This window comes from Agrobacterium sp. SORGH_AS_0440 (assembly GCF_031453135.1).
Taxonomy (GTDB): Bacteria; Pseudomonadota; Alphaproteobacteria; order Rhizobiales; family Rhizobiaceae; genus Agrobacterium; species Agrobacterium pusense.
Genome location: NZ_JAVIYR010000002.1, coordinates 2,201,428 through 2,225,966 on the forward strand (window position 1 = coordinate 2,201,428; position 24,539 = coordinate 2,225,966).

The 24,539-nt window shown below is 59.5% G+C and carries 26 protein-coding genes and 1 tRNA gene; 11 read left to right on the plus strand and 16 right to left on the minus strand.

All coding sequences use genetic code 11. The features are described 5' to 3' along the window. Window positions 1-19 precede the first annotated feature (19 nt). Window positions 20-502, plus strand: a complete 483-nt coding sequence (locus QE453_RS20065; RefSeq protein ID WP_112766648.1) for a hypothetical protein — start codon at window positions 20-22, stop codon at window positions 500-502. A 46-nt stretch (window positions 503-548) separates the two neighbouring features. On the opposite strand, the gene QE453_RS20070 is transcribed toward QE453_RS20065, so the two are convergent. Beyond that, window positions 549-812 carry a hypothetical protein gene (locus QE453_RS20070; RefSeq protein WP_006699583.1) on the minus strand — a complete coding sequence of 88 codons (264 nt, stop codon included), beginning with the start codon at window positions 810-812 and terminating at the stop codon, window positions 549-551. A gap of 244 nt (window positions 813-1,056) precedes the next feature. After that, the gene (locus QE453_RS20075; protein ID WP_006699582.1) at window positions 1,057-1,563 is read right to left on the minus strand and encodes a MarR family winged helix-turn-helix transcriptional regulator; all 507 of its coding nucleotides are present in this window, start codon (window positions 1,561-1,563) and stop codon (window positions 1,057-1,059) included. A 520-nt stretch (window positions 1,564-2,083) separates the two neighbouring features. On the opposite strand from QE453_RS20075, the gene QE453_RS20080 reads away from it, so the two are divergent. Next, window positions 2,084-2,160, plus strand: a tRNA-Arg gene (locus QE453_RS20080). A gap of 450 nt (window positions 2,161-2,610) precedes the next feature. Here QE453_RS20080 and QE453_RS20085 read toward each other — a convergent pair. The 9 genes from QE453_RS20085 to uppW form a co-directional block, all read right to left on the minus strand. Continuing rightward, window positions 2,611-3,276, minus strand: coding sequence for a hypothetical protein (locus QE453_RS20085; protein WP_045532138.1), 666 nt, complete (start codon window positions 3,274-3,276; stop codon window positions 2,611-2,613). Between the two features lie 59 nt (window positions 3,277-3,335). Then, complete coding sequence (locus QE453_RS20090; RefSeq protein ID WP_045532329.1) at window positions 3,336-4,370, minus strand: AraC family transcriptional regulator; 1,035 nt, start codon at window positions 4,368-4,370, stop codon at window positions 3,336-3,338. Next, on the minus strand, window positions 4,370-4,624 hold the full coding sequence (locus QE453_RS20095; protein ID WP_045532140.1) for a hypothetical protein: 255 nt from the start codon (window positions 4,622-4,624) through the stop codon (window positions 4,370-4,372). Before QE453_RS20095 ends, QE453_RS20090 begins: the two co-directional genes overlap by 1 nt. A gap of 14 nt (window positions 4,625-4,638) precedes the next feature. Beyond that, window positions 4,639-5,490, minus strand: coding sequence for an oxidoreductase (locus tag QE453_RS20100; protein ID WP_244455482.1), 852 nt, complete (start codon window positions 5,488-5,490; stop codon window positions 4,639-4,641). Window positions 5,491-5,740: 250 nt separating this feature from the next. Continuing rightward, on the minus strand, window positions 5,741-6,343 hold the full coding sequence (locus QE453_RS20105) for a class I SAM-dependent methyltransferase (RefSeq protein ID WP_045532144.1): 603 nt from the start codon (window positions 6,341-6,343) through the stop codon (window positions 5,741-5,743). Window positions 6,344-6,578: 235 nt separating this feature from the next. Then, the gene (locus QE453_RS20110; RefSeq protein WP_244465104.1) at window positions 6,579-6,914 is read right to left on the minus strand and encodes a DUF2147 domain-containing protein; all 336 of its coding nucleotides are present in this window, start codon (window positions 6,912-6,914) and stop codon (window positions 6,579-6,581) included. A gap of 107 nt (window positions 6,915-7,021) precedes the next feature. Next, complete coding sequence (locus QE453_RS20115) at window positions 7,022-7,636, minus strand: SDR family NAD(P)-dependent oxidoreductase (protein ID WP_045532145.1); 615 nt, start codon at window positions 7,634-7,636, stop codon at window positions 7,022-7,024. Window positions 7,637-8,213: 577 nt separating this feature from the next. Further along, window positions 8,214-10,163 (minus strand): methyl-accepting chemotaxis protein, encoded by a 1,950-nt coding sequence (locus QE453_RS20120; RefSeq protein WP_309777823.1) that lies wholly within the window; start codon window positions 10,161-10,163, stop codon window positions 8,214-8,216. Window positions 10,164-10,633: 470 nt separating this feature from the next. Then, window positions 10,634-12,010 carry a Wzy-type polysaccharide biosynthesis protein UppW gene (gene uppW, locus QE453_RS20125; protein WP_309777824.1) on the minus strand — a complete coding sequence of 459 codons (1,377 nt, stop codon included), beginning with the start codon at window positions 12,008-12,010 and terminating at the stop codon, window positions 10,634-10,636. Window positions 12,011-12,544: 534 nt separating this feature from the next. On the opposite strand from uppW, the gene QE453_RS20130 reads away from it, so the two are divergent. Beyond that, window positions 12,545-13,615: a hypothetical protein gene (locus tag QE453_RS20130; RefSeq protein ID WP_006699580.1), complete on the plus strand. Its 1,071-nt coding sequence runs from the start codon at window positions 12,545-12,547 to the stop codon at window positions 13,613-13,615. Window positions 13,616-13,651: 36 nt separating this feature from the next. Here QE453_RS20130 and uppG read toward each other — a convergent pair whose 3' ends face one another. Beyond that, a complete protein-coding gene (gene uppG, locus QE453_RS20135; RefSeq protein WP_167497219.1) occupies window positions 13,652-14,731 on the minus strand; it encodes a polysaccharide biosynthesis glycosyltransferase UppG in 1,080 nt (359 codons plus the stop codon). Between the two features lie 2 nt (window positions 14,732-14,733). After that, window positions 14,734-15,804, minus strand: a complete 1,071-nt coding sequence (uppI, locus tag QE453_RS20140; protein ID WP_309777826.1) for a polysaccharide biosynthesis UDP-hexose transferase UppI — start codon at window positions 15,802-15,804, stop codon at window positions 14,734-14,736. 275 nt (window positions 15,805-16,079) lie between these two features. Between uppI and uppH the strand changes: the two genes are divergently transcribed. Both uppH and uppJ read left to right on the plus strand, forming a co-directional pair. Continuing rightward, window positions 16,080-16,991 carry a polysaccharide biosynthesis endo-1,4-beta-xylanase UppH gene (uppH, locus tag QE453_RS20145; protein WP_004443231.1) on the plus strand — a complete coding sequence of 304 codons (912 nt, stop codon included), beginning with the start codon at window positions 16,080-16,082 and terminating at the stop codon, window positions 16,989-16,991. A gap of 8 nt (window positions 16,992-16,999) precedes the next feature. Beyond that, window positions 17,000-17,944, plus strand: coding sequence for a polysaccharide biosynthesis UDP-hexose transferase UppJ (uppJ, locus tag QE453_RS20150; RefSeq protein ID WP_309777827.1), 945 nt, complete (start codon window positions 17,000-17,002; stop codon window positions 17,942-17,944). Between the two features lie 21 nt (window positions 17,945-17,965). On the opposite strand, the gene QE453_RS20155 is transcribed toward uppJ, so the two are convergent. After that, the gene (locus QE453_RS20155; RefSeq protein WP_022556783.1) at window positions 17,966-18,214 is read right to left on the minus strand and encodes a hypothetical protein; all 249 of its coding nucleotides are present in this window, start codon (window positions 18,212-18,214) and stop codon (window positions 17,966-17,968) included. 154 nt (window positions 18,215-18,368) lie between these two features. Further along, window positions 18,369-19,169: a polysaccharide biosynthesis UDP-hexose transferase UppL gene (gene uppL, locus QE453_RS20160; protein WP_004443235.1), complete on the minus strand. Its 801-nt coding sequence runs from the start codon at window positions 19,167-19,169 to the stop codon at window positions 18,369-18,371. A gap of 243 nt (window positions 19,170-19,412) precedes the next feature. Here uppL and QE453_RS20165 point away from each other — a divergent pair, with 243 nt between their 5' ends. Then, window positions 19,413-19,622 carry a hypothetical protein gene (locus QE453_RS20165; RefSeq protein WP_003491679.1) on the plus strand — a complete coding sequence of 70 codons (210 nt, stop codon included), beginning with the start codon at window positions 19,413-19,415 and terminating at the stop codon, window positions 19,620-19,622. 20 nt (window positions 19,623-19,642) lie between these two features. Here the strand turns inward: QE453_RS20165 and uppM are convergent, their stop codons facing one another. Then, the gene (gene uppM / locus QE453_RS20170) at window positions 19,643-21,265 is read right to left on the minus strand and encodes a polysaccharide biosynthesis protein UppM (protein ID WP_309777830.1); all 1,623 of its coding nucleotides are present in this window, start codon (window positions 21,263-21,265) and stop codon (window positions 19,643-19,645) included. 257 nt (window positions 21,266-21,522) lie between these two features. On the opposite strand from uppM, the gene uppO reads away from it, so the two are divergent. The 5 genes from uppO (at window position 21,523) to QE453_RS20195 (ending at window position 24,522) form a co-directional block, all read left to right on the plus strand. Continuing rightward, window positions 21,523-22,938 carry a polysaccharide biosynthesis phosphomannomutase UppO gene (gene uppO, locus QE453_RS20175; protein ID WP_112556909.1) on the plus strand — a complete coding sequence of 472 codons (1,416 nt, stop codon included), beginning with the start codon at window positions 21,523-21,525 and terminating at the stop codon, window positions 22,936-22,938. Window positions 22,939-22,976: 38 nt separating this feature from the next. After that, window positions 22,977-23,273 carry a nucleotidyltransferase family protein gene (locus tag QE453_RS20180; RefSeq protein ID WP_006699572.1) on the plus strand — a complete coding sequence of 99 codons (297 nt, stop codon included), beginning with the start codon at window positions 22,977-22,979 and terminating at the stop codon, window positions 23,271-23,273. Next, a complete protein-coding gene (locus QE453_RS20185; RefSeq protein WP_006699571.1) occupies window positions 23,273-23,626 on the plus strand; it encodes a DUF86 domain-containing protein in 354 nt (117 codons plus the stop codon). Before QE453_RS20180 ends, QE453_RS20185 begins: the two co-directional genes overlap by 1 nt. Window positions 23,627-23,728: 102 nt before the next feature. Next, the gene (locus QE453_RS20190; protein ID WP_037091753.1) at window positions 23,729-24,130 is read left to right on the plus strand and encodes a group II truncated hemoglobin; all 402 of its coding nucleotides are present in this window, start codon (window positions 23,729-23,731) and stop codon (window positions 24,128-24,130) included. Further along, the gene (locus tag QE453_RS20195) at window positions 24,127-24,522 is read left to right on the plus strand and encodes a DUF423 domain-containing protein (protein WP_309777833.1); all 396 of its coding nucleotides are present in this window, start codon (window positions 24,127-24,129) and stop codon (window positions 24,520-24,522) included. Before QE453_RS20190 ends, QE453_RS20195 begins: the two co-directional genes overlap by 4 nt. Window positions 24,523-24,539: the final 17 nt, after the last annotated feature.

A 24,539-nucleotide genomic window follows, 5' to 3' on the forward strand; every position in this document is an offset into this window, starting at 1 on the left:
CCGGCGAAGGAACAGCCGTATGCTCTTCGGACAATCCGTTTTCCAGTCTGTCGTCGAAAGACTGGAGCAGGAGAAAGAAGACGAAGGCGCAGAGCCGCCCCCGCCCGCGGATCACCGCATTGCCGGCTTCAGCTCAGGCTTCGTTGTCGATACGCATATCGAAGCGCCGGCGGCTGCGAACGGCAATCTCGACGCTTATCTCGCCTTCCTGGAAGACCCCGCGCCACCGGCGGAACCCCAGCCGGAACCGGAGAGCGAACCGGAACCGATGCCGGCCCACCTCGAAAAGACCTCACTTGCCGATGTTTCGGCGGAACTGGCGATCCAGGAGACCGACACTGCGGCAACGCTCGCGGAAAAGCGCCGCGCCTTCGCCCGCCTCAATCATCCCGACCGGGTGAAACCGCAGTTCCGGCACAATGCGACACTGCGCATGACGGCAGCCAATCTCCTGATCGACCAGGCGCTCCGCATGCTTCGGATGCGAGAGCATTTCCGGTAAGAGGCGGGCAGCTCAAGACAGGCGATGAACGGAAAATCGCGACGCGTCAGCCGGCATCGTCCTTATCGGTGGGTGGATTTTCGGCGGCGGGCGCAACCGCCCCGTCCCCACCCTTGTCGCCGTCGCTTGCGGGTTTGAATTTTACCAACAGTTCATAGGCCGCATAGACGCCTATGCCGCCCACGACGGTTCCCCAGAAAAACTCGCGATTGACGAATTCGATGACAGCCCATGCCACACAGAAACCGACGATAAGCAACCGCACCCACAGGGGACGATAAAGCGGATGACTCGTATCGATATTCAGCATGGTGTTTCCGTCTCTGGCTTTTCCGGTCAGTCGCTCGCTGCCGCGCGGCACCGCATGGCACGGGAATTCCATGCGTCTTGACCGTTTCGCAGACAAATTGCAACGCAAATCGGACCGAGGGATATCAGGCTGCCGTGATGGAGATTACCGGATAACCGGGGGCAACGTGCCACCACGGATGAAATCCGCCGCCCTTCCGGCCAGCATTGCCGATCTGAGCATGGGGAAACACCGGCGCCGGACGTCAGTCACGCAGGCGGCCGAGCAGCGCCAGCAATTGGTCGCGGGCCTTCTTGCCGCCGATACGGTCGATCAGCTTTTCCTCGCGGTCGCGCCAGACATCGGAAAGGCGGTCGAGAAGACGGCTACCCTCGGCCGTCATGTCGAGGAAATGAACGCGCCTGTCCTCTTCCGACCTGCGGCGGACGAGCAGACCTTTCTCTTCCATGCTGTCGACGATGGCAACGAAATTAGCCCGCTGGATGCCGAGCGCCTCGGCCACATCGCTTTGTTTAAGGCCCGGATTTCCGCCGACGATGACGAGAACGGAAAAATCGGCCGGCCGCAATCCCTGCTCCGCCAGCACATCGGAAAAACCGTTTGCCACGGCAAGTTGCGAGTGCCGCAAATGGTAGCTGATCGCAGTCGTCAGCAAACCGTAATCGATCGCGGTGAGATGCGTCGTTTGCGCGCTGCCGCTTTCGACCTTTTCCGTCCGCGGCCCGTTGCTATGTGCCAATCGCAAAGCCATCCGATCCCCCGCCTGATTCGTCCTTTACCCTGCCGAAATCATAACTGACAAAGTCACGAAACTGTATCCTAAATAAATGTAGATGATACTAATATTGTATAAGAATTTGACAGTTAATGGTCGGAAACCCAATGCTGCCCGCCATCTGGCGACAAAATCTGCGCCGAAAGCATGACTATTTACCCGCCAATTTTGAGGGGCCGGAACCGCGGGGCCACCCTTGTCTGGCAGGCATACGGGCACTCCGGTCCACGACGGATGAACATGCTGAAACTGCATGCGGGATCCGTGACAAGCTACTACTTATAAGTGAAATCGATTTCCGCGAGACCTGGGACGCCAAACGACGCAGCCCCGCTCGCAAAGACGCCCAAAAACCGCACGCCCGCACTTCCGGCCCTCTTCACCCTGCGGTCTCGAAAACTGGCAAGGTTTCGCAAATCTTGGATTTTTAGTCATTGATGCGGAAAGAAAGCTAGGGTATGAACCAACCGCTGCACGCGATTCAAGCGTGGCCGCTGCACCCGTAGCTCAGCTGGATAGAGTGTTGGATTCCGATTCCAAAGGTCACAGGTTCGAATCCTGTCGGGTGCGCCAAATACCGCCGATTTCCCTCTACAGTACTCTATGGCTGCTGAACCTACGCCTTTATGTCTGGCAGGGGTCGGATCGCGCGAAAGAGCGTAGGAACGGCGGCGTTCGGCGGCGGAAAAGTTCGAATCGCTTTCGGTCGAGTGATTGCCACAAGAATACGTTGCGGCCTGGTATGGCGGGAATGTGTCCTCATTCCGGCCGTTCGACGGACACTTGAGACTTCCCAAAAGCCGACATTGCTTATGAAGTAGCCAAGCATCAGCCGATTACTTCGGCGTCTATGTTCGAATCCCACGCGGTCAGCTACATACCGCCGATTATGCTCTTTGATCCGATCGACCCCGACTGTGGGTATTGGGGGCCAACTGTTGCCAGCAGACGTCATCCTCGTTTGGTGGCAGGAGCTGATCCCTGAGATGGCCACCGTTCCATCGAAAGTGGATCGAGTAATTTTCAGCTCGCTGGTGCCGCGAGTCGGCGCAGGTCATTATTCTCATGAATGTTGCAACCGGATGCCGCCTGTCCGATGAGTGTGACGATTGCATCGGCCACCGTATCTGCGGGGATAGCGCCGTACCGCGACAATTGGCCAACCAGTATCGGCGTGAGCACTGCGAAAATCCTTTGGCCGATCGCTTCCCACACTCGCCGCTCGCCGCGTGTGCCGAGCAGGAAGCCGGGGCGGATAATATCGACCCGTTTGAAGCCGAGAGCCGTGACGGACTGTTCGATCTTGCCCTTGGTCTGAAGATAGAATCCCGGTCCGCCGGCCCCTGCCGCGGTCACGAGGATGAACTGGCGCGCGCCGAGCGCTCTCGCACCTTGAGCGACCGCGAGAACATAGTCGTGATCAACGCGGAACATCGCGGCTTGCGAGCCGGCCGTGGCTATCGTCGTTCCCAGGCAGGAGATAGCGATATCGACGCCGTCAGGCGCGACCGACTCCAATGCGCCTGCGGGCTCCTGGCAAAGCCGCTCGAAATCGATAGCATGGCCGGACGCCGACGCCCCTTTTCGCACGAGGCGGATAACATCAACGTCGGGTCTGCCAGCCAGCCGTGTACCAACGAGGCCGCCCACCAATCCGGTACTACCGGCAATTAGGATGCGACGGGTCATCCGGCTGCTCCTTTTCCAAGAGGATTACAATCATGCCCCTCCCGCACGGCTTCACCACATCAATGCAGACCGGCTGTTTCAGGCGCGTGAGGCCTCTTCATGTTCGATTCGCGCCAGCGGTTCGGGGGCATACCTTCCCATTCCCGGAATGCGCGGTAGAAGGATGTGGTGTCCTGATAGCCGAGCAGGCAGGCCACTTCATCGATGTCCGTAGCCGGGTCGATCAAGAGATGGCGACCCAGATCCCGGCGCGCTTCTGACAGCAAGTCACGGAAGGTCGAGCCTTCTCCTGTGATGCGACGCTGGAGGGTTCGATCGCTCATGCCCAGTTGCTTCGCCACGTCGGAAAGGCCAGGCTGGCCGCTCGCAAGGCTGCGCTTCAGCACGATCTTCACCTGTTCAGAAATGGAGCTTTGCGCTTCCAACTCACCGAGCGCCGCCCTTAGCGCCGGGGTCAGCATCTCGAGCATCTCGGGATTGTGTCCCGGGAACGGACGATCGAGGTCGGCGGTGTCGAGTACCAGAAGGTTGCGCGGAGCCTCGGTGCGGATTGGGCAGCCGAAATAGTCCGCATAAATGGCGCCCACCGGTCCCGGTCGGGTTAGATCCAAACGTCGTGGCACGATGGCGCGCCCGGTAGCGCGCCGTCCCAGCTCCACCAACGTGGCGAACGTAATATCGACGGAGATGCCGGGTTCTGCTGCGATGGCGAAGGGCCATTCTGCAGATATGATGCAATCTCCATTGGCCTCGACAATCTGCAATTGCTCCGGCGTGCACAGGCGCTTGAACCGTGCGAGCCGGGTCAGCCCATCGCGATAGTCACGGGCATAGAAGGCAGCGAGGCTCGACGGCGGATGAACCGCCGTATCGACCGATTGCACCATCCGGATGCCAAGCGCGGGGTCGCCTGACAGGTCCGCTATTGCCTGCATCAGTGCAAAATATTGTGCCGTGGTGACGAAGGCCTGTGCGCCCAGATGAAGCGTTGCCGGCAGCCGGGCCTGCCGCAACAGCGCGGCGGGCGGAACACCGAACTGCTCAGCCGCCCGCCAGAACGCTTGCGGGACCTTGCATTTGTCGACCTGCACCATCATCGACCTCCTACGATCGCCTTCGTCTCCAGATATTCTTCAAACTCGCCAAGCCTGGCGGCGGCTGTTACCGGATTGCTTTTAACCAACGCAAAGGCACCGCAAGAGCGAGCCTGAGCGCCATTCAGGATCACCTGAGCCGCCCGCAGTCGACTCGCCACCGGGCCGGTGGCCGGATTGATGATGTCCTGCGTATCAACTCCCGCTGAAGCGACCCGGGCGTCATCGATGTCGTTCTTCAGAATATCTCGCATCAAGGACACTCCGACTAGACTTTCTGGCTCTTCATGGCCTTGGCGATGCCGGTCGCCATCCGCATCATGCCGTCGAAGGCGCGATCGGACAGGATGCCGCGCATGAAGATCATGGGCCTGGCTCCAAAGCCGATCGCATAGCGGGTCTTGGGCTTGGCGGCGGTCACCGCCTTGGCGATCGTGTCGGCGATGATTTGCGGCGGAGACTGGCGCTTGACACTGGCTTCACCGATCATGGATTGCGCCATGGCGTTGGCCTGCACGGCGTAAGGGCCATGACCGGACGTTTGTTTCAGTTTGTCGGCGGCAATGCCGGCCCATTCGGTCTTGATACCGCCGGGTTCGATCACGACGACATCGATGCCGAAAGGCTGTACTTCCATGCGCAGGCAGTCGCTGATCGCCTCCAGTGCGAACTTCGTGCCGTGATACCAGGCGCCAAGCGGCGTGTGGATCTTGCCGCCCATCGAGGTGATGTTGATGATCGTGCCCGAACGTTGCGCCCGCATATGCGGCAAGGCAAGCTGTATCAGCCGCACCGCACCGAAGACGTTGACATCGAACTGGGCGCGCGCCTCTTCCATTGGCACGTCTTCGACCGCACCGTAGGAGCCGTATCCGGCATTGTTGACGAGAACGTCAATGCGACCGGATTCGCCGATGATCGTGTCGATACCGGCCTGCATGGACGCGTCATCGGTGACGTCCATTGCCAGAATTCGGATACCGGACCTGGTCAGATGCTGCATCCGGTCAACGCGGCGGGCCGCGCCATAGACTGTGTAGCCAAGCTCCTTGAGCTTGAGAGCGGTGGATTCACCGATACCAGACGAAGCGCCGGTGACGAGTGCAACTTTGGTGGCCATGTGCGTCGTTCCTTTTTGTTTGAACCGATTGCTTTTGCCGCCGTGCCAAGGCGGTAATGTCTTCTGGACATCAAATAGCGAAGACGACACGCCATCACATTGGCGCAATATGCCACAAAATTTGCTCATTACGCCAAGATATTGGCGCGAAGCACCCGCAACGCGGCGCGCAGTAAGGTGCCTGCCAGCGAATGCTGTCTCATTGAGCCATTATCGAGCACAGAAACGGGGATAGCCGAGCGGGTCGCCGTTAGCCCGGTGTCGCAGCAGGGAGCAGAGCGCTCAGAGGAGCGCGGCGGACAATGCGATAGACTGCGGCAGGCGGTACGTTCTGCATTGTCTTGCCGACGAAGCTCGCCTTGAGGCCGAGCCGATCGAGGATCGGGCGTGATACAGGGCAGCGCGGGCCGTAGGTGAACTGATAGAATGCGCCTCCGATCCGCAGATGCCAGAACGATCCCGCAAGGATTGCCATGACTTTGCGAGGCGGCATGCTGAGAAGCGGCAATCCGCTTACCACGGCGCCGACCATCTGCAGTTCGTCGAAGCTGACGCCTTTAAGTCGGGCCGCATCCATCTGGATCACCCGTGCACCGGGAAATCGCGAACCGAGGAGATCGGTAAATGCGGAGCCGTACTCGATCAGCGTGAGGTCTTGCAAAGCCACGCCCCGTGCCACAAGGGCACGGGTAAAAACTCCCGTTCCAGGGCCAAGTTCGATCACCGGCCCGGTCAATGTTCCGATGTCACGGGTCATCAGATCGGCGAGCGCGCGGCCCGACGGCGCAATGGCGGCCACCTGAAGCGGCTTGGCCGCCCAGGACTTGAGAAACGTCAGTATATCGCTTTGCAAATAGGTCTCCGGCGGGTTGGAATAGGGTGTGTAAGTGCAAGCTTCGCAAACTTGCAGTGATGCAGTCTTTCGATTGGACGCAGCGGTCAGTTTCGGCTTCCAGGGGAAACGGCCCGTCGCGCCCACGTTGGCCTTCGCGACGTGGGAGCAGCGTGGCTTCAAAAGCGATGAAACCCTCTAGTCTGCCCCAAAAGCGAGATGCCGAGATAGCCTCTGAGCAGCATTTTGTTGCCCTTCATCTCGACGTTGCAACGATAGTCCTTCCGGACGAGGCGTCATAAAGCGAGCCTCCGGTCCATTCGCCATTATCCCAACGCAGTCCGTGGATGAATACGATGTTTTCGAGCGAGCGGCTTCGCAAGGCAGGATCAGGGTTCTTGGCGTCTCTCTTGAAGGTCGTATTGTCGCCTTCCATGATCTGGTTCCCGAAGAGAAGGTGCGCCCGAAACTCCGCGCCCGCTTTGAACATCTCGAGCTTTACGCTGCCGTCATCTGCCGCCCACTTGCCAAGTATGGCGTCTTGCTGTGTATGCTGAGCGAATGCGGAGCCAGCCATGGCCAAGCTTGTCATGGCCAACGCCGCGAGAAGCAGCGATCGGCGGGATGCCGTCAATGTATGCACTCTAGTAATCCTCGGTACTTGGCCGTATGGCCTGGATGTTTCTGGTCGATCGGCTCTTACAGCGTCGCAATGGTATGCTGTTTGCCGTTGCCCTGAGCGGCGTTGGATTCGGGCTCCCATGCCTCCCAGGTAGAAAGCCGCGCGGAATAGGCGGCGCGTGCCACCGGCAGGCCTTCTGTGCCCAGGAAAAACCGCAACGGCGGGGTTTGCACATCCACCAGCTTCAGGATGGCCGCGCCCGTCGAACGCGGATCGCCGAATTCCATCTTCGCTCCGGCTGCGAAGGCTTGCTCCCGCAGCGGCGCATAGGGAAGTGACGCCTGGATGACGCGGAGCATTCCGAACACATTGGTGTCCAGCTCGGCGCGAAGATCCTGTTCATCGATTTCCTCGACCGCGCCGACCAATGCATAGCCGGCGTTGTTGAGGACAACGTCCAGCCGTCCGAAGTACCGGTGCGCGTCTGCAACGGCTTGCCTGACGCCCTCGGCATCGGTGACGTCGAGCTGAAGGGGCAACACGCTATCCCCGAAACAGCTGGCGAGTTCCAAGAGGCTTTCCGTGTTGCGGGCTGTGGCGGCAACCTTGTCGCCACGTTCCAGTGCAGCTTCGGTCCAGATGCGGCCGAAGCCCCTGGATGCACCTGTAATGAACCAGATTTTTTCCGGCATGCTGTTGATCCCTGTTGCTAAGAACGCCAACAAGAATGGCAGGCGGACCAGACGGAAGCATTGGCGCAAGGCGCCGACACTTTTGCGTAAGACGCCAATCGTGGCTTTGGCTCAGCTCGCATCGAGCCAATAGTCGCTCCGGGCACTCCCGCCCTGCAATTGACTGAATGCCATCCCGCAGCGGAGCATGTAGGCTTCGAACCGAGTTAAAGGAGTGCTATAGCGTAAACGTAGTTATCATCTTCACCCGGCGTGGCGCGCCATTTTACGGAGAACTTTTCACCCGGATTGCCACGCTTCGTTTTTCGACGGAGCCTATGGAAAGCATGTATGGCGTTGCCTCATCCGCTAGGCAGCGTGCTTGACAATTGCGCGTCGCAACAGTCTTCCCCGAAAACGCCGCTAGACTCCGTCCCGATCGATATTACTGAAGCATTAAAGGCGATGGGCGAAGGCTGGCGGCGGCGGATCAGTGGTGGTCTGAGATAAGCTATCCGTTCTTCGACAACCCAGAGGCAAAAAGCCGCCCGGTGGTCGAAGCACCGGGCGCTGGTTTCAGGCGAATGAAGTCGCAGGATCAAAACTCACGCCATTCATCTCTCGATCTGTCGACGGCGGCATTGCCCGCGAAGGCGGCAGCGAGCTTGTGGCCGAGCGCACGCACGGGTGATGCCACCGGTCTTTCGCCGCCGGCGGCGGTGCGCACCGGCGCGGGCTGGCTCTGCGGCTGATAGGCGCTGTCGCCGAGGCGGAATTGCGACAGCAACTGGTTGAGAGAGGCCACCTCCTTGGCCAGGCTGTGGCTTGCGGCATTGGTTTCTTCGACCATCGCCGCGTTTTTCTGGGTGTCCTGATCCATCTGGTTGACCGCGGTGTTGATCTGCTGCAGTCCCGAGGACTGCTCCTGCGCAGCCTCCACGATGGAAACCACGTGGCGGTTGATTTCCTGCACTTCGGATACGATCGTCACCAGCGCCTTGCCGGTGTCACCCACCAGCTGCACGCCCTGCTGCACCTGATCGTTCGAGGTGGTGATCAGCGCCTTGATCTCCTTGGCAGCATGGGCGGAGCGTTGCGCAAGCTCGCGCACCTCCTGGGCCACGACGGCGAAGCCCTTGCCGGCCTCACCGGCGCGGGCGGCCTCCACGCCGGCATTCAGAGCAAGCAGGTTGGTCTGGAAGGCGATCTCATCGATCACCCCGATGATATTGCTGATTTCATTGGCAGAATTGGCGATCTGCTCCATGGCGACCACGGCGCGGCGCACCACTTCGCCAGATTGTTCCGCGCCCGCCTTGGCGCGACTGACGATCAGGCCCGCCTCCTGCGCGCGCTTGGTGGAATCCCGCACGGTCGTGGTTATCTCCTCCAGGGCCGCGGCGGTTTCCTCCACGGCCGCCGCTTGCTGTTCGGTACGTCTCGCCAGATCGTCAGCGGCCGATTTGATTTCGTTTGCCCCCGCGCCGATGCCGTTGGCGTTCTGCGCAACACGGGTCAGGGCTGCCTGCAGCTTTTCCGCCGATGTGTTGAAATCGTTGCGCACGGTATCGAGCGTTGTCGTGAACGGCTCGCGGATGCGGTAGGAGACATCGCCGTCGGAGAGTTTCGAGAGACCGGCAGCGAGGTTGTCGACGGCGAATTTGACGTCGGCCGCTTCCTTCGCCTTCTGCTGCTCACGGTCGATCCGGTCCTGTTCCGACAGGCTGCGGTTCGCTTCGGTTTCCCGCTCGAGACGAATGCGCTCGATGGCATTTTCACGGAAAACCTGAACCGCCTGCGCCATCTGGCCGACTTCGTCTTTGCGTGCCATTCCGTCGATTTCCGCCGTCGTTTCACCGGCGGCCAGCGAGACCATGCGCTCGCGCAGGCGGGCAATCGGCGCGGTGATGCCGCGCGAAGCCACGAAAAGCGCCAGAATAATGCCGGCCGCGAAAGCAACGCCGACAGCCATCAGCGAGGTGAGGATGGTCGAATTGGTCTGATCGGTCAGGTCGTCGCTTCCCTTGACGACACCCTTGGCAAGCCTGTCAAGAAGATTGGCGATGTCGGCGCCCGTAGCGCGCATGGCAACGTCAGCCTTCAGAAGCTCCGCAGCGGATTCCTGGTTGCGGTTGGCCGAACCGAATTCCACGGCCTTGTCCGTGATGTCGATAATGGCCTTGACGTCTCGCAACAGCCCGTCGAGTGCTGCTGTCTCTTCCGGAAAAATGGCTTTGACATCGTCCAGCCGCGTTACCACCTCTGCCCTGTCCCCCGCATATTCCTGCTTCACGATTTTAAAGTCGGGGCTATTGGCGTCATAAACCATGATCTGATACGCACCATAGGCCATGGACTGCAGGTTTCGGTTTGCCCGGGCAAGCTCCACCAGGGCGGCGTTGTCTTTGGCGATAAAATCGGAATAGGCCGTGTCCGCGTGCTTGTAGCGGTCGGACATGAAGCCGGTGGCGCCAAGACCGACGATGCAGATCGGCAGAATGAGGGAAAGAATTTTTGTGCGGATGCTGGCGTTCTGGAGAAAGGACACGGAAACCTCACGTCATGAAAAAACCGCTCCTTCCCCGTGCCACAGGAGGTGTTCGGCAAGGCTGGCATGGCACGTCGAGGACCCCGGTCATCAGGGCTTCGATAGCCGCATCATCGGCTGGGATTGCCTCTGCATCATGCATACGCCGAAGAAAGTCCGGGCCTGTCCCTGCAATACGCACAGGTCGTCTCCCCCCGTGGCATGGCGCCCCTGAAAGGCCAGGCGCCAGGCCGCATCTTGAGGAAAAGCTGAGCAGAGCCGATCGATGGGCTGCTCGTGATTCCTTTTATCGCAAAATAATTATGATCAAAAACTTTATAATTTCTTCACGCCGAAAAATTGCAGGTGCCGACAGGGATTCGCGGTGCAGCTGCTGCCCGCGACATCAAATGATGGAACCAGTATGGAGCAGTGATCTTGCATCATTACCCGACGCAGCGCGGCCGGCGGTGGCGGCGCATCTCGAACCGTCAACGGGAATGCAGGACCTGCGGTTGTGCGGCAGGCGGCCCGCCCGGCTTCGCTGCACTGCGCACGGGGCCGCCGGACTGGCCGGGTTCCCGCTCTGCCTCTTCCTCGACGAGGCTGGCATGGGCCTGCAGATGCAGGCCCATCATCGCGACGAGCAGGAAAAACCAGACGAAACCCGCGCTCAGAAGAAACAGGGTCTCCAGAAAGCCGTATAGCAGGACGTAAAGCCAGACGCCGACATAAAGCCGCGTCAACGGACTGTTGCGCGTGGCGCTGTCCATTTTGCCGAGATTGTGGAGCGGCAGCAGATAAATCCACATCAGCACCAGAACCAGTCCCGGTACGCCACCTTCCAGCAGCAGGTCGAAATAGCCGCTATGGGAGGCCGGCGCGGTGGTCGCCCAGCTATTGTCTTCGGTGAAGCTCGACATCAGCGTATCACTGCGCCAGAAGGCCTGGTAGCCATATCCGAGGATCGGGCTTTTGCGGATGTAATCGATGGCGACAGCCCAGATATCGGTTCTGCCCGTAAAGCTGGCGTCGATGCCCATTTTCGTCAGCATCTGTGAAAACACCGGGTCTACCGTGGTGCCCACGGTCACGGCCGCGCAGAACAAAAGAAGCAGGGTCACGACCATATAACGCCACCGGGGCCAGCGAACGATGAACCAGCCGGTTGCCACGATGATCGGCATCAGGCCAAGCACCGTCTTGCCACCTGTCTTGACCAGGAAGAAAACCGACAGCAGCAGCACCGAGAGGCCGCCGATGAAGGACCAGCGCCTGCAAAGATAAATCGACACGATGATCAGCACCGCCATGACCGATGCGGCCTCGTTCTTGTGTTGGAAGACCCCGCGCCAGTTGCCGGCCAGCAGCGGCTCCAGCGCATCGCTTGCCAGGTGAATGGACCGCGAAGGCAGGGCGACGACGCCGAAATAACACAGGAACAATATGATGAGGACGCAGGTGGCGAGCAGCGTGGTAAAATGCCGCTCGGTGCGCGGCAGCTGCAGGAACCCGCCGGCGAGCACGCAGATGATGGCGCACATGACAAGCCGACGTAGAGAAAACGATGGTGCTTCACCGAGAAGCGAGGTCAAGGCGAACCAGCCGAAAATTGCCGCTGTCAGCAGGCGCGGCGCAAGGATGATGGAGAACGAGCGCTCCCTGGCCATGAATGCCACAAAACTGCAGAGCAGGATGACTGCGGTGAGCTGGTTGAGCAGGTTGGACCCGGCCGCCATGGCGGAGCCCAGATAGGTGGAGGAGAGCGAGATATAGGGCGAAAAACCGACTGTGAAGTACAGGAACGTCACATAAAACAATGCGTCCCGCCAGTAGCCACGCCCCTGTCCGTCATGCGGTGCATCCATAAGGGGTTTTTCTCTTCCTCTTTCCACCGCCTCGGCATCCCGTCCGATGCTTTATCCGGTTACCCGAATATCCTCCCAAAATCCTATTTTTTAGTTATATATAATGCACGGAAGAATAGTAATTCCGTCATTTCCGACCGCGCTTCCGGAACGAGGTCAAAGGGTTAGAAACGGAGAAGGACTGCCGGGAAAGAAGCTGCGCTCTGAAGAACGGCTCTCAGGCGTTAACTTCGCATCGAAAATTTAATGCGCTGATTTCCTTAATATTTACCACGAAATTCCTGCCCGAAAAGCCCGCCTCTACTTGCACGACAAGAGAACCGTCTTCGCATGCCGGAGGTATACTCACGCAGCCAGCAGATACTCTATTTAGCGTATATTAACAACTCAAGATATATCTTTGGGTTGATTTCGTAAATGCGCATAGGCTGGAGACCCAGGGTGGACGTTCCGAGGCACACTAGGACGGACGATAGCGATAACGGTCAGTCGACGCGATGCCCGGCGCCGCAAAGCTCAACCGGCGTCCGCCCCATGCGCAGGGACGACGTGCCGGCTGTCGAGCGGGTACTGAACAGCGCATTCAGGAAGACAGGGCCCACGACGAGCTTCGATTTTCGCTCCTATGTAGAGACGTTGTTCTTCAGCAGCCCCGTTTTTGATCCGGATTACGGCAGCGTAGTTTACGATGCGGGAGAGAATGGCGTGACAAGCGTCATTCTGGCCGTGCCCATGCGGTTTGTCGCCAATGGAAGAACCGTTACGGCGCGCCTGCTCTGTGCTTTCGCGTCGGATGGAAAACTTGGCGCACTCGGGGCCGCGCGCCTGTCCCGCGGCATGCGGGCATCGAAACACGACATGCTGTTTTCGGATACAGCCTCGCCTGTCAGCGCCGACCATTGGGTTGCGACCGGCGGCAACATGCTGCCCATCGAAAGCCTGCAATGGCATAAGGCGCTGAAGCCCTTCTCAACCATCGCACTGCGCATGCCGCGCCGTTCGAAACTGGCCAAGACAACGCTTGCCCTGGCGGCGCTCGGCTTCGTGGACGGCGTTCTGCGCAAATGGAAAAAAGGCCTCAGGCCGCAGCAGGCTCCGGGCGCCAGGGTAAAAGAAGTGGATTTCGAAACCTTCCGCCGCGCAGCGCTGCCGATGATCGAGCGTTTTTCCGTCCGCCCGGAATGGTCCCATGACGAATTTCACTGGCTGATCGGCATGAGCAGGACGAATGAGAGCCTGGGCGAACTGAAAAGCCTGGCGATCGAGACGGCCGAAGGTCATGTCATGGGAGCCGCCCTGTTTTTCGGGCAGCCGGCGCGAACCGCCTATGTGCTCAATCTCGTCTGTGATGCCGGCCGCGAAAACGATGTCCTCAACACACTGTTCCACCATTTTGACAATGAGAATTACGCCCATGTCACTGGCATGGCGCAGCCCTTTCTGATCAACGCGCTTTACCGCCAGAACCACATGAGCTTCCGCCATGACGGATATTTCTGCATGGCCACCCGGGACGATCTGCTGAGGGAAAGGGCGCTGGCCGGGGATATCTATATAGGCGGACTATGCTCGGAGAGCTGGAGCAAACTCATCACCGATTATTGAGGCCCCGCGCAGACCGACACGAGCCGGGCCGCCGCCTCAAGCCTTGGTAAAACGACCCACATTGGCCGATATCAGATGGCGCAGGGCCTTCGCGTAACGTTTGGAGCGTGTCTTGGCCGCCAGCGCGCTGGTCCAGTCCACCATCGATCCGTTGATATCGAAATCGCCGAGCTGACCTTCGGGTATATCGCCCTTTTCGATCCGCTCGACGATGGAAGCGAGCGCCGAATAGAATTCCGGCGAGCGATAAGGCGGGTGCAGTGAATACATGCCTTTACCCGTACCGAGAAAATCCAGCCTGTAGACGCCGCTGCGCATCATGTTGGTGCTCAACACCTCCTCAGCAGGCATCGAGACGGGCTGCTGATTATAGGCATAGGAGCGGATGCGCCGTTTGACATCGGGCCTGAGCAGTTCCAGCGAACCGATCCGCTTGGCGAAGCGTTCCATGTCGATCATGAAAAGACGTGTGGAAACGGTGGCGAAGCGCCAGGTGGGAATACGCGACGGCAACTTGCGCGGCTCAGGAATGTTCTTCACGCCGGGCATGCCGACATGGCGGGAAATATCGAGATCGCCCCGCACTGTCGGCGGCCCGGAAAACGGCGTGATGCACAGCGCATCCGGATTGGCTTTCTGCAGCGCGATCGCCTCGGAAAACCAGCTCTGGCTGCCGCCGCCAAACATCATGTCGCTGTCCATGTGCAGTACGTAACGGGCGTTGGCCCGTTTAAGACCGTGGAAATAGACGTGGAAAGGACCGCCGTCGAAAGCCTTGGCGGGATAGGGAACCGCCGACCGGGAAAAGAAGGTCTCGGACACCGCCTTGCGCGCCTCATCGCTGTAATCGACGATATCGACGACGAGATGCGGATAGTTGATCTGCATTTCCTCCAGCATGTCGAAAAGTCGTTTGCGCGACGCTTCGAAGCCTTTGCCCTTGTAGCGACCCGCCCCCACCTGGCCGGTATCGACAGTCAGCAGAATGCGGTCCACCTGTCCGCCCCAGACCCGTAGCTGATGCGGCAACGTCAATGCGGCATGCGGAGCGTCGAAGGGATGCAGATTGACCTGCAGCGCTTTCTGGACGGGAGGAAGCGGCATTTCAGCATTCATAGTCACGCACCACGGTTCCGGAATTCATTGATGATGGCCATCATGGGTTTTTCGTTGAAGCTCCAGTCGAGCGGCAACGGTCGGTTCGCCGTGCCGTCACGACGCGGATAGGCCCAGCGGATCCAGGTATACTGGTCCGAAATACCCCATGTGGTGATCGAGGAAAGCGGGCCGCCGGCCGAGGCCGCCTCAAGAAAATCCCGGACCTGACCGTTGATCAGCAAATCGCGTTCCGCTTCCGGACCGGGCAGCGTCTGGTCCATCACATCAAGCTCCGTCACCAGAACGGCAAGGCCGTAACCGCGCATTTCCGTCACGAAGGCGGCAAGCTCGTCCTTGGCGATCGGCCAGCCGCCGCGCAGGTGCCCCTGCAGACCGATGGCGTTGATGGGCGCCCCTTTTTCCAGAAGCTCGAGAATGAGATTGCGGAACGCCTCGCGCTTGGCCGGCGATTTTTCGACCGCGAATTCCACGTCATATTCATTGAGAACGAGCTGCGCTTTCGGATCGACCTGATGGGCAATATCGAAGGCCTTCTTGATGGCGTCCGGCCCGGCGCCGTAATACCAGGCGTCACGCCGGGCGCGCACATTGCCGGGAACATCCGGGATCGGTTCGTTCACCACGTCCCAGCTATGAACGACATCCCCGTAACGCTCCATCACCTTGACGATATGGGTTTCCATCAGCTTCTCGACCTTGCCGCTGCCACCGATGCCGGCAATCCAGGGGGCATTTGAGGCGTACCAGATGAGCGGATGGCCATGCATGGAAAGCTTGTGCTGGCGCGCGAAGTTGGCGAGTGCATCGGCGGGCGCAAAATCGAACACCGCTTCCGATGGCCGCATGACCTCCCATTTCATTTCAGTCACGGGGGTGATGCGCGAGCAATATTTCACGATCGCCTCGCCGATGCGGCTATCGGCGGTGAGGTCAGGCAGATAAATGGCCGCGCCGTAAGGGGCGGTTTTGGTCGAGGTTTTTTTCTGCGCGGCAGAGGCCGTGCCGGTCAGGGCGTGCAAAAGGCCCGCGCTTGCCGCACCGCCCAGAAAATTCCGCCGCCCGATCCGCATTCATCCGCCTCCACAACCCCGGCGCATCGAGGGAAAACCGGGATCGATTTTCGCCAGCAACGATGCGCAGCCCAAAATGTCGGAGCGTTCCCGCACATCCGGATGGACCCGGCACGCTCCATTCTCAAAACATAACATTCTGATCATGCCAAAAGGATATTAAAGATTTGCAAGGTTAACCGCCGCTATACCACGTCATAATTGGCCAGCGCCGCTTAATCCGGTAGTAACTTCGCCATGCGAATTCTTGGCCCATGCCTCACGGAGTTTAAAGCTTGATATCCGTTTCGATTGTCATCCCCGTTCGCAATGGCGAGCGTTACATCGTGGAGGCGATCGAAAGCGCATTGCTTCAGGGCAAAACCGTCTGCGAGGTGCTGGTGGTTGATGACGGTTCCACTGATAGCACGGCGCAAAAGGTGCAGGGTTTTTCCGATCCGCGCGTTAAACTGCTTGCCCGGCCGCAGGGACGGCAGGGCGTTTCCGCGGTTCGCAATTTCGGTCTTTCGCAGGCACGTGGCGAGTGGACGATGTTTCTCGATGCAGATGACCGCCTGAAGCCTGGCGCCGTCGCGGCGCTTTGCGCCGGCGTCACCGGCCCGGATGTCGTTGCCGTTTATGGCGATTACGAGCGTATCGATGAAAACGGTGCAAAGATCGGCCGTCGCAACCTCATCCGTCGCCGCGAAAAGCCTGACGGCTTCATCCTTCGGCCGCTGCTCGGCGGAAACTTCATCGTCAATGGCGGCATCATGCTGGTCAGAACCCGAATCTTCCAGGATTTCGGCGGCTTCGACGAGACCCTGCGGTATGCGGAAGACTGGTACGGCTGGTGCAGGCTAGCCGCCGCGGGCCGCTTTGTTTATCTTCCCGGCCGCCACGTCCTCGATTATCGGGTTCACCGGACGAGCGTTATGATGAACCGGCTCTTGACCTTCCGCGATTGCGAACCGGCAATCGAAGCCGTGTTTTCCGATCCCGCCATCGTCGCAGCCATTCCCCCGCAGGAGCTCGGACGGCTTCGCCGCAAATCCGAAAACCATATGAACGCCTATACCGTTGCCCAGGCGTTTCGTGCCCGCCGTTACCGGGAAGCCTTTTCGGCACTGGCCGACACCGTCATTCATCGCCCGCGCCAGAGCCTCCGGGCCGTCGTTTTTTCCGCCGCAGCACTTGCCGGAATTTAGGAGTTTCCATGTCCGATATCATGCCGGAAGCGGTGGTGTGCATCCCCAGTTTCCGCCGGCCGGAAGGCCTGAAGAAGACACTTGCATCGCTTGCAGCCCAGAAGGTCGATTTTCCCTTCGCGGTCGTCGTGGTCGATAATGATGGTGCAGGCCAGCAGGGTCTCGCTGTTGCGCGCGCCTTTTTTGCCGAAAACGACATGGCCGGGCTGGCCCTGGTAGAACCGACACAGGGCAATTGTTACGCCATCAATACGGCGTTCCGCACCGCCCGGCAGAGCTATCCTTCCGCGCAATGGTTTCTGATGATCGATGACGACGAGGCCGCCTCCCCCGTCTGGCTTGGGCAAATGGTCTCGGCGGCGAAATCCTTCGACGCCGATATCGTCGGCGGACCCGTCAATCGCGAATTCGACGCCCCGGCTTCCAGGGCGGTTCTTTCGCATCCGCTGTTCGGTTCCATAGAAGCACCGACCGGCCCGGTCGACCAGATCCACGGCTCGGGCAATTGCCTGATTTCACGGCGAGTGTTCGAAACCTTGCCGAAGCCGGAATTCGACGTGCGGTTCAACTTCCTCGGCGGCGGCGACATGGATTTCTTCACACGCTGCCGCAAGGCCGATTTCAAATTCGCCTGGAATGCGAACGCCCTCATCATCGAATACGTGCCGGAAAGCCGCATGGCGCCGCGCTGGATCATGGAGCGCTCGCTCCGGACCGGCATCATCAATTACAGCATCGATCGCGCCCGCCGCCCCGGCCTGAAGGGCGGACTGCTGCTCGCCGCCAAAAATGCCGTCAGCCTGTGCCTGTCGCTCTTCCGTGCCGTTTCCGCATTGCTGAAAACCGGTTCGCTGCTGCCCGCCACCCATCCGCCCCTCATGTCCGTGGGCCGGGTGATGGCGAGCCTCGGCATCACGCTCACGCCCTATAAGGCACCGGCGAAGAAAAGCTGACGCCCGATCTTACCGTCACGTTTAACCCAGCGTCTTTTGCCTGCCGAACGACATCGGGTTCGCGGGCCGCTTCTGCAAACCGAAAGACGAAAAGGCCGTCGCAAGTACGAGAAGCGGCACGAGCACCGGCCAGAAAAAACAAAGGACAATGCCGGTTACCCGATAAAAATCCCAGTTCTTGTCGCGGCGGGCGCCTTCAATATAGGTCATGGCGAGAGAGGTAACGGTGCCAATTCCATATATGAAAAGAGAAATGGACGTAATCACCATTGATGGCCTCGAAATATCTCTGATTCGAATAAATTTGTAATATTTGTGCAGTGTAGCGCAGCCGTTCGCAGTTGCAACGGGTTTCGGCGCCGCAGCGCGCTGATTCAATAAGTTAGAAAAACCTTACATTTATCGGGCAAGACGGCGCAATGATCTAGCGGTTCTGCCCCGAAGCGCCAAAGCGATACTTCAGCAGCGAATATATGGCGATCGGATTGGTCAGCAGGTAACGTTTTCCAAGACGCTTCGGCTCAAGCATCGCCCGGTAGAGCCATTCCAGCCCCATATCCTGCATCCACTGCGGCGCCCGGCTGTTCTTGCCGGCAATGAAATCAAAAAGGCCGCCGCAGGTCTTGATCACGGCGACGCCGGAAAGCCTGTCCAGATTGCGCGAAACGAAGCGCTGCTCGAGCGGAATGCCGAAGCCGACCCAAAGAATATCGGTCTTCGAGGCGACAATATCGGCAATGATTTCGTCCCCGCGACCCGGACTGAAATAACCATTATGGCGTCCCGAAAAGACGAGGCGCGGATAAAGCCTCTGCATTTCCTCGACCGCCGCACGGTTCACCTCTTCGGAACCGCCAAGGAAATAAAACCGGCTGCCCGTCTCTTCGGCGCGCTTGGCCACCGCATGGACGAGATCCGTCGTTGCAACCCGTTCTCTCAACGCCCGGGCACAGAACTTGCGGGAGAAGATCACCAGCGACATGCCGTCGGCGTGAATCTGGTCCGCCTGCCGCAGCATGGCGTCGAATTCGCGGTCGTGGTGGCAGAGCGCGATGACCTGACCGTTTGCGGATGTCGAATAAAACGGCCTTGCACCCGGCGTACGCTCCGTCGTTGCACGCAGGATGAAATCCCGCGCGGTTTCATCGATGGTTGCGTCAGTAATGGGTAGGGACGCAAGAGAAATAACCGGCCAGGAATGACCAGTCTCCTCCGTCTGCGGCATCTCTCTCCCTGTCATAATCTGTCCGGCGTCCAAGATAGGCATCGTTTCATTGTTATGGGCACGCATATGCATAAAATAGAAGGCTTCAAACACTACGAAGAACTATCATTAATATTTTTATAAATCCTCCGCTTGAGGCGGGGAAATTGCACGCCCGCTGGTTGAATGACCTTCCCCTCGCCTATTCCCGTTTGGCGTCCGATGGTTTAATGGACGGAAACATCAATGACAAAGGTCCCGGCCATGGAAACCATTTCAATCGACAACCGCGGCGATTTCGGCCTCTGGGCAATAGAACGGGCGAAGGAAATCGTTGCCAACGAGGCGTCCGATCTCGCCGTTTCCGTCCGTGATGGCGACGAGGCAGGCATTCGCGATGCCGGCAATGCGCTGGGTGCGGCCATCGCCGCCGCTCTCCTCGAAGTTTATGATGGCCTGATCTCGGAAGAATAAGTCGGCGCGGGGTCCCAGGTTTAACGCGCCGCGGCTTCCGCATGATCGTCCCGGCGCAGATAACCCCACAGCCCGAGTGCGATCGCAATGGCGAGGCCGAGAAACAGGCCGCCCGCGCCGCCAGCGACGAGGAAGACCAGCTTGCCCGGCGGCCAGCTTCTGGAGTTCGGCGCAACCGGCTGCGAAATAACGCGGACATTGGTGGAATCGATCGATTGCTGTTCGGCGAGCTGGCGTGACCGGGTAAGATAGGTCTCATAGATCGCCGCTGCCGAGCGGGCGTCGCGCTCAAGATCCCTCAGCCGCACCTGCGCTTCGTTATCGGTAAAGACATTGGCACGCTCCGCCACGGCTTTCAGTCGCAGCGCATCGAGCGAGGAGCGCGCTTCGGCGACATTTGTCTTGGCTGCCTGCAGAATGCGCCGCGCCTCGTCGGCCATGCCGCGTTCCAGCATGGCCCGTTCCGCACCTGCAGTCGCCAGCCGCGGATGACGCGCGCCGTAGGTCAGCGTCATGGCTCCGATCTGCTGCTGCAGGGTGCTGTATTGCGCCCGGATCGTGTTCATGGTCTGGCTATCGAAAATCGCATCGCTTTGCGTGCGGTTCTGCGCGATTGCCGCCTCCATCTGCTTCAGCCGGGATTCTTCCTGGATGACGCGCTGCTGGGCCGCGAGAACCTGTGCATTGAGCTCACCGGAGGCCAGGTTGCTGACAAGCTGGCCATTATTCTCCTGCAGGCCGTTTTCGCGACGGAAATCGGCCACCCGCTTTTCAGCCGCAGTAACATTCTCGCGCATTTCCTCAAGCCGCTTCCTGAGATCGTCGACGACACGCTGGCTGCTGTCGGAGGTCGTCTGGAACAGCTCGGTTTCAAACGCCTTCACGATGGCCTTTGAGACCGTCACGGATTTGTCGGCATCATTGGTCCAGACGGAAAGCGTCACCACGAAGGAGCGTGGGTCGCGTTCCGCTGCGACCCGGTCGCCGAGGGAGCGGAGTGCACCGAGCCGGTTGTCGCCATCTTCCGGCCTGGATGAAAACATCGCCTTCAGCCGGGCGAGCGGCGGCGGGCTGATGAATTCCGGATCCTGATCGAGCTTCAGTTCCTCCACCACCCGCGCCAGCACGTTGCGCGACGTGATCGTGCGCAGCTTGCTTTCGACTTCGAGAATCTGCGTGTCACGCTGCTGGTTCGGCGAGAACACGCCGTCGTTGACAACGTTGAGATTGGAGGGATTGACGACGATATCCGTATAGGCCGTGTAGCGTGGCGGCGTCATATACGCATAGCTGAGCGCAGCCGCGACGCAGAGAATGATTGCCAGAACGATCCAGACGATGCCCCTGCGAAGCCAGATGAGGACGTCGTCAACGCCGATCCTGTCGATATGGCTGAGGCCCGGCAATGCTGCGGCCAGATTTCCGCTGGGCGACGACGCCTTCACCGATCTCGCGGCCGGAGCGGGCTCGACGGCAGCCGCGGCCGGTTTCGGCTCGAGATGCTCTTTCAGCACCGTGCGCTCGAAAACCTCGTCGTCATCCACCAGATCATCCAGCAGGGAACCATGAGTTTTCGCGGCCGGCGCCGTTTTTTCATCGAGCGGACGTACCTGCTTATGTCCCGCCTTTTGAAGCCTGTACATCAGCCAATCCAACTCGAACGAACCAAAAAAAGCCGGCAACCGATGATCCTCATCGTCGCCATAGCCGCTATCGACGGACAAGTTTAAATATGACGGGTGAATTTTAGGTTACCCGCATCATTGCCGTCATCATCGCCTATTCGCGGCCTCCAGGGAAGGGGAGGATTGACGTGAATGGATCGATACGGTTCTTTCAAGCGTTACATTTTTGAACTATCCATTTGGCCCTCAAGGATTTTACGGAAGCGGAGTTGAGAATGAGCCTGAAATTTGGAACGAGCGGCCTTCGTGGCCTCTCCGTCGATCTGAAAGGAAAAGCGTCGGCCGTCTATGCCACGGCATTTGCGAGGCACCTTCTCACATCGGGCCAGGCAAAGGCGGGCGACCCCATTCTCGTTGGCCGCGATTTCCGCGATTCGAGCCCCGATGTGTCCGCCACCTGCATCGCGGCGTTGAAAAAGGCAGGCCTCACGCCGTTCGATTGCGGCACGGTGCCCACCCCGGCTCTGGCGCTTTATGCTCTTTCGCTGAAGGCGGGCGCGCTGATGATCACGGGCTCCCACATCCCGGCCGACCGCAACGGCATCAAGTTCTACCGCCCGGATGGCGAAATCGACAAGCAGGACGAGACGGCCATCGCAGCCCTCGCCGCCGAAATCGAAGCGGAAGGCATCAGCGACGAAACGGCGACTGCCGAAGACCATTCCGCCATCGCAGCCGAACTATTCTACGAACGCAACATCGCGCTGCTGCCGGAAAAGGCTCTCTCAGGCCTTAAGATCGGTGTTTACCAGCATAGCACGGTGGCGCGCGATCTCTTTGTCGACGTTCTCGCCCATTACGGCGCCGATGTCGTTCCGCTCGGCCGCTCGGAGACCTTCATCCCCGTTGATACGGAGGCGGTCTCGCCGGAGACGCTTTCGCTTCTCAAAAAATGGGCTCCTGAGCACAGTCTCGACGCCATTGTTTCCGCCGATGGCGACGGTGACCGTCCCCTGCTGGCCGATGAGAGGGGCGTACCGTTGCGCGGCGACCTCATTGGCCTCATCACCGCCAATTTCCTTGGCGCAGGCGTCGTTGTCACCCCTGTAACGTCCAATTCCGGCATCGAGGCCAATGGTTCCTTTGAGGTCGTTCGTACGAAGGTTGGCTCGCCTTTCGTCATTGCCGGCATGGCAGACGCCCTTTCAGCCGGCAAGAACGGCGTGATGGGCTTCGAGGCGAATGGCGGCCTGCTGACGGCCTCTTCCTTCACGCTCAACGGCAGGCCCCTCTCGCCGCTGCCCACGCGTGACAGCTTCCTGCCCGTTCTCGCCGTGCTGCTTCTTTCGTCGGAGCAGAAAAAACCGCTGTCGCAAATCGCCGCCGCCTATAACCTTCCGGTCGCCGCCGCCGACCGCCTGGAAAATTTCGCGCAGGAAAAGAGCGCCGCCCTGATGGCGCATCTGCGCGCCTCGCGCACCAATCTCGAAGCCTTCCTCGCCCCGGTTGGCACGGTGAAAGGCCTGAGCGACATCGACGGCCTGCGCGTGTCATTGACCGACGGCAGCACCATCCACTTCCGCCCGTCAGGCAACGCGCCGGAAATGCGCTGCTACGTCGAAGCTGCCAATCAGGATGAGGCCGAGACGCTTTTGAGCAAGGGGCTCGACCTTATCCGAAATTTTGGATGAGAGTGGATGCCGCATACGCGATGGTGTAGACTGCTTGTATGAAGAAAGCGGACGCCATCAGCAAACTCAAGCAACACGCCCAAGCGGTGGAAAGCATGGGCGCAACCTCGCTTTATCTTTTTGGCTCGACGGCCCGTGATGAAGCCATTGCCTCGAGCGACCTGGATATTTTCATTGACTATGATCCGGGTCGCCGTTTCTCATTGCTCGATCTCGTCGGTATCAAGCAGTTTCTGGAAGAGGAATTGGCGGTGGAAGTGGACGTGACGACACGCAATAGCCTGCACCCGCTGCTCCGCAATGACATCGAACAATCCGCGGTGCGGATATTTTGATGGCCGCACGTAAGGTCGAGCCTGTTCTTGCCGAAATTCTGGAAGCCATAAACGGCATTGAAAACCATACTGCAGGTCTGTCACTTGCTGATTTCAAGCAAAATTGGCTTCTCAAACTTGCTGTGCAGCGCGCTCTGGAAATAGTTTCCGAGGCATCCCGCCACCTACCCGAAGACTTGCTGGAGCTGGCGCCGGATGTCCCGTGGAAGCAGGTTCGCGGTATCGGTAATATTTTGCGTCATGAATACCACAAAATCGCTGACGACATCGTTTGGGCGGTTGTCACCGACTATGTGGCACCGCTTAAAACTGCTGTTGAGACTATCCGACGATCCATCGAAAGTGAAAACTGAGTACTTTTCGGTGTGATGTCCGAAATGTCGCACCCTGCCCGTGCCTGTTGCTCTTCCGGCTCCACGGAGCGATAAGAGCCGGAGGGCCACAAGAGGCGGATTATGACCGGCGAAACCATTACCCTTTATGAAGCGATCGGTGGCGATGCGACCGTCAGGGCGCTCACCCGGCGCTTCTATCAACTGATGGATACCCTGCCAGAAGCAGCCCGCTGCCGCGCCATCCATCCGGCCGATCTTTCCGGCAGCGAAGCAAAGTTCTACGATTACCTGACCGGATATCTTGGCGGACCGCCGGTCTACGTCGAGAAGCACGGCCACCCGATGCTGCGCCGCCGCCATTTCGTCGCCCCGATCGGCCCTGCCGAGCGGGATGAATGGCTGCTCTGCTTCCGCCGCGCCATGGAGGAGACGATCGAAAACCCGAAGCTGCGCGAGATCATATGGCCCCCGATCGAGAGGCTCGCCTTTCACATGCAGAACCGGGAGGCGGACAGCCAATGACCACGCAGAACGCGACCATAGCGACCGTGCCCGGGGCCAGATTACGGGCCTTCATTCTGTTGCTGGGCAGCCTGCTGGGTGCTGCCGGCGTCATGCTAGCCGCCGCTGCCACCCATACCGGCGAAACATATATGCTCGGTAATGCTTCCGCCATGGCGCTGGCGCATGCGCCGGTTCTTATCGCGCTCCATATCGGTGCGGATCGCATCAGGACCGCCATTCCGGCGGGCTTGATGCTCGGTCTCGGCACGGGGATCTTCGCCGGCGATCTCGTTATCAGGCATTTTTCCGGCCATAGCCTGTTTCCATACGCTGCGCCCCTGGGCGGCATCGGCATGATCGCGGGTTGGCTGGTGTTGTGCGCGGGAGCGTTTCTGAAGCCGAAAGGCTGATTGTTTTTAGGGCATCT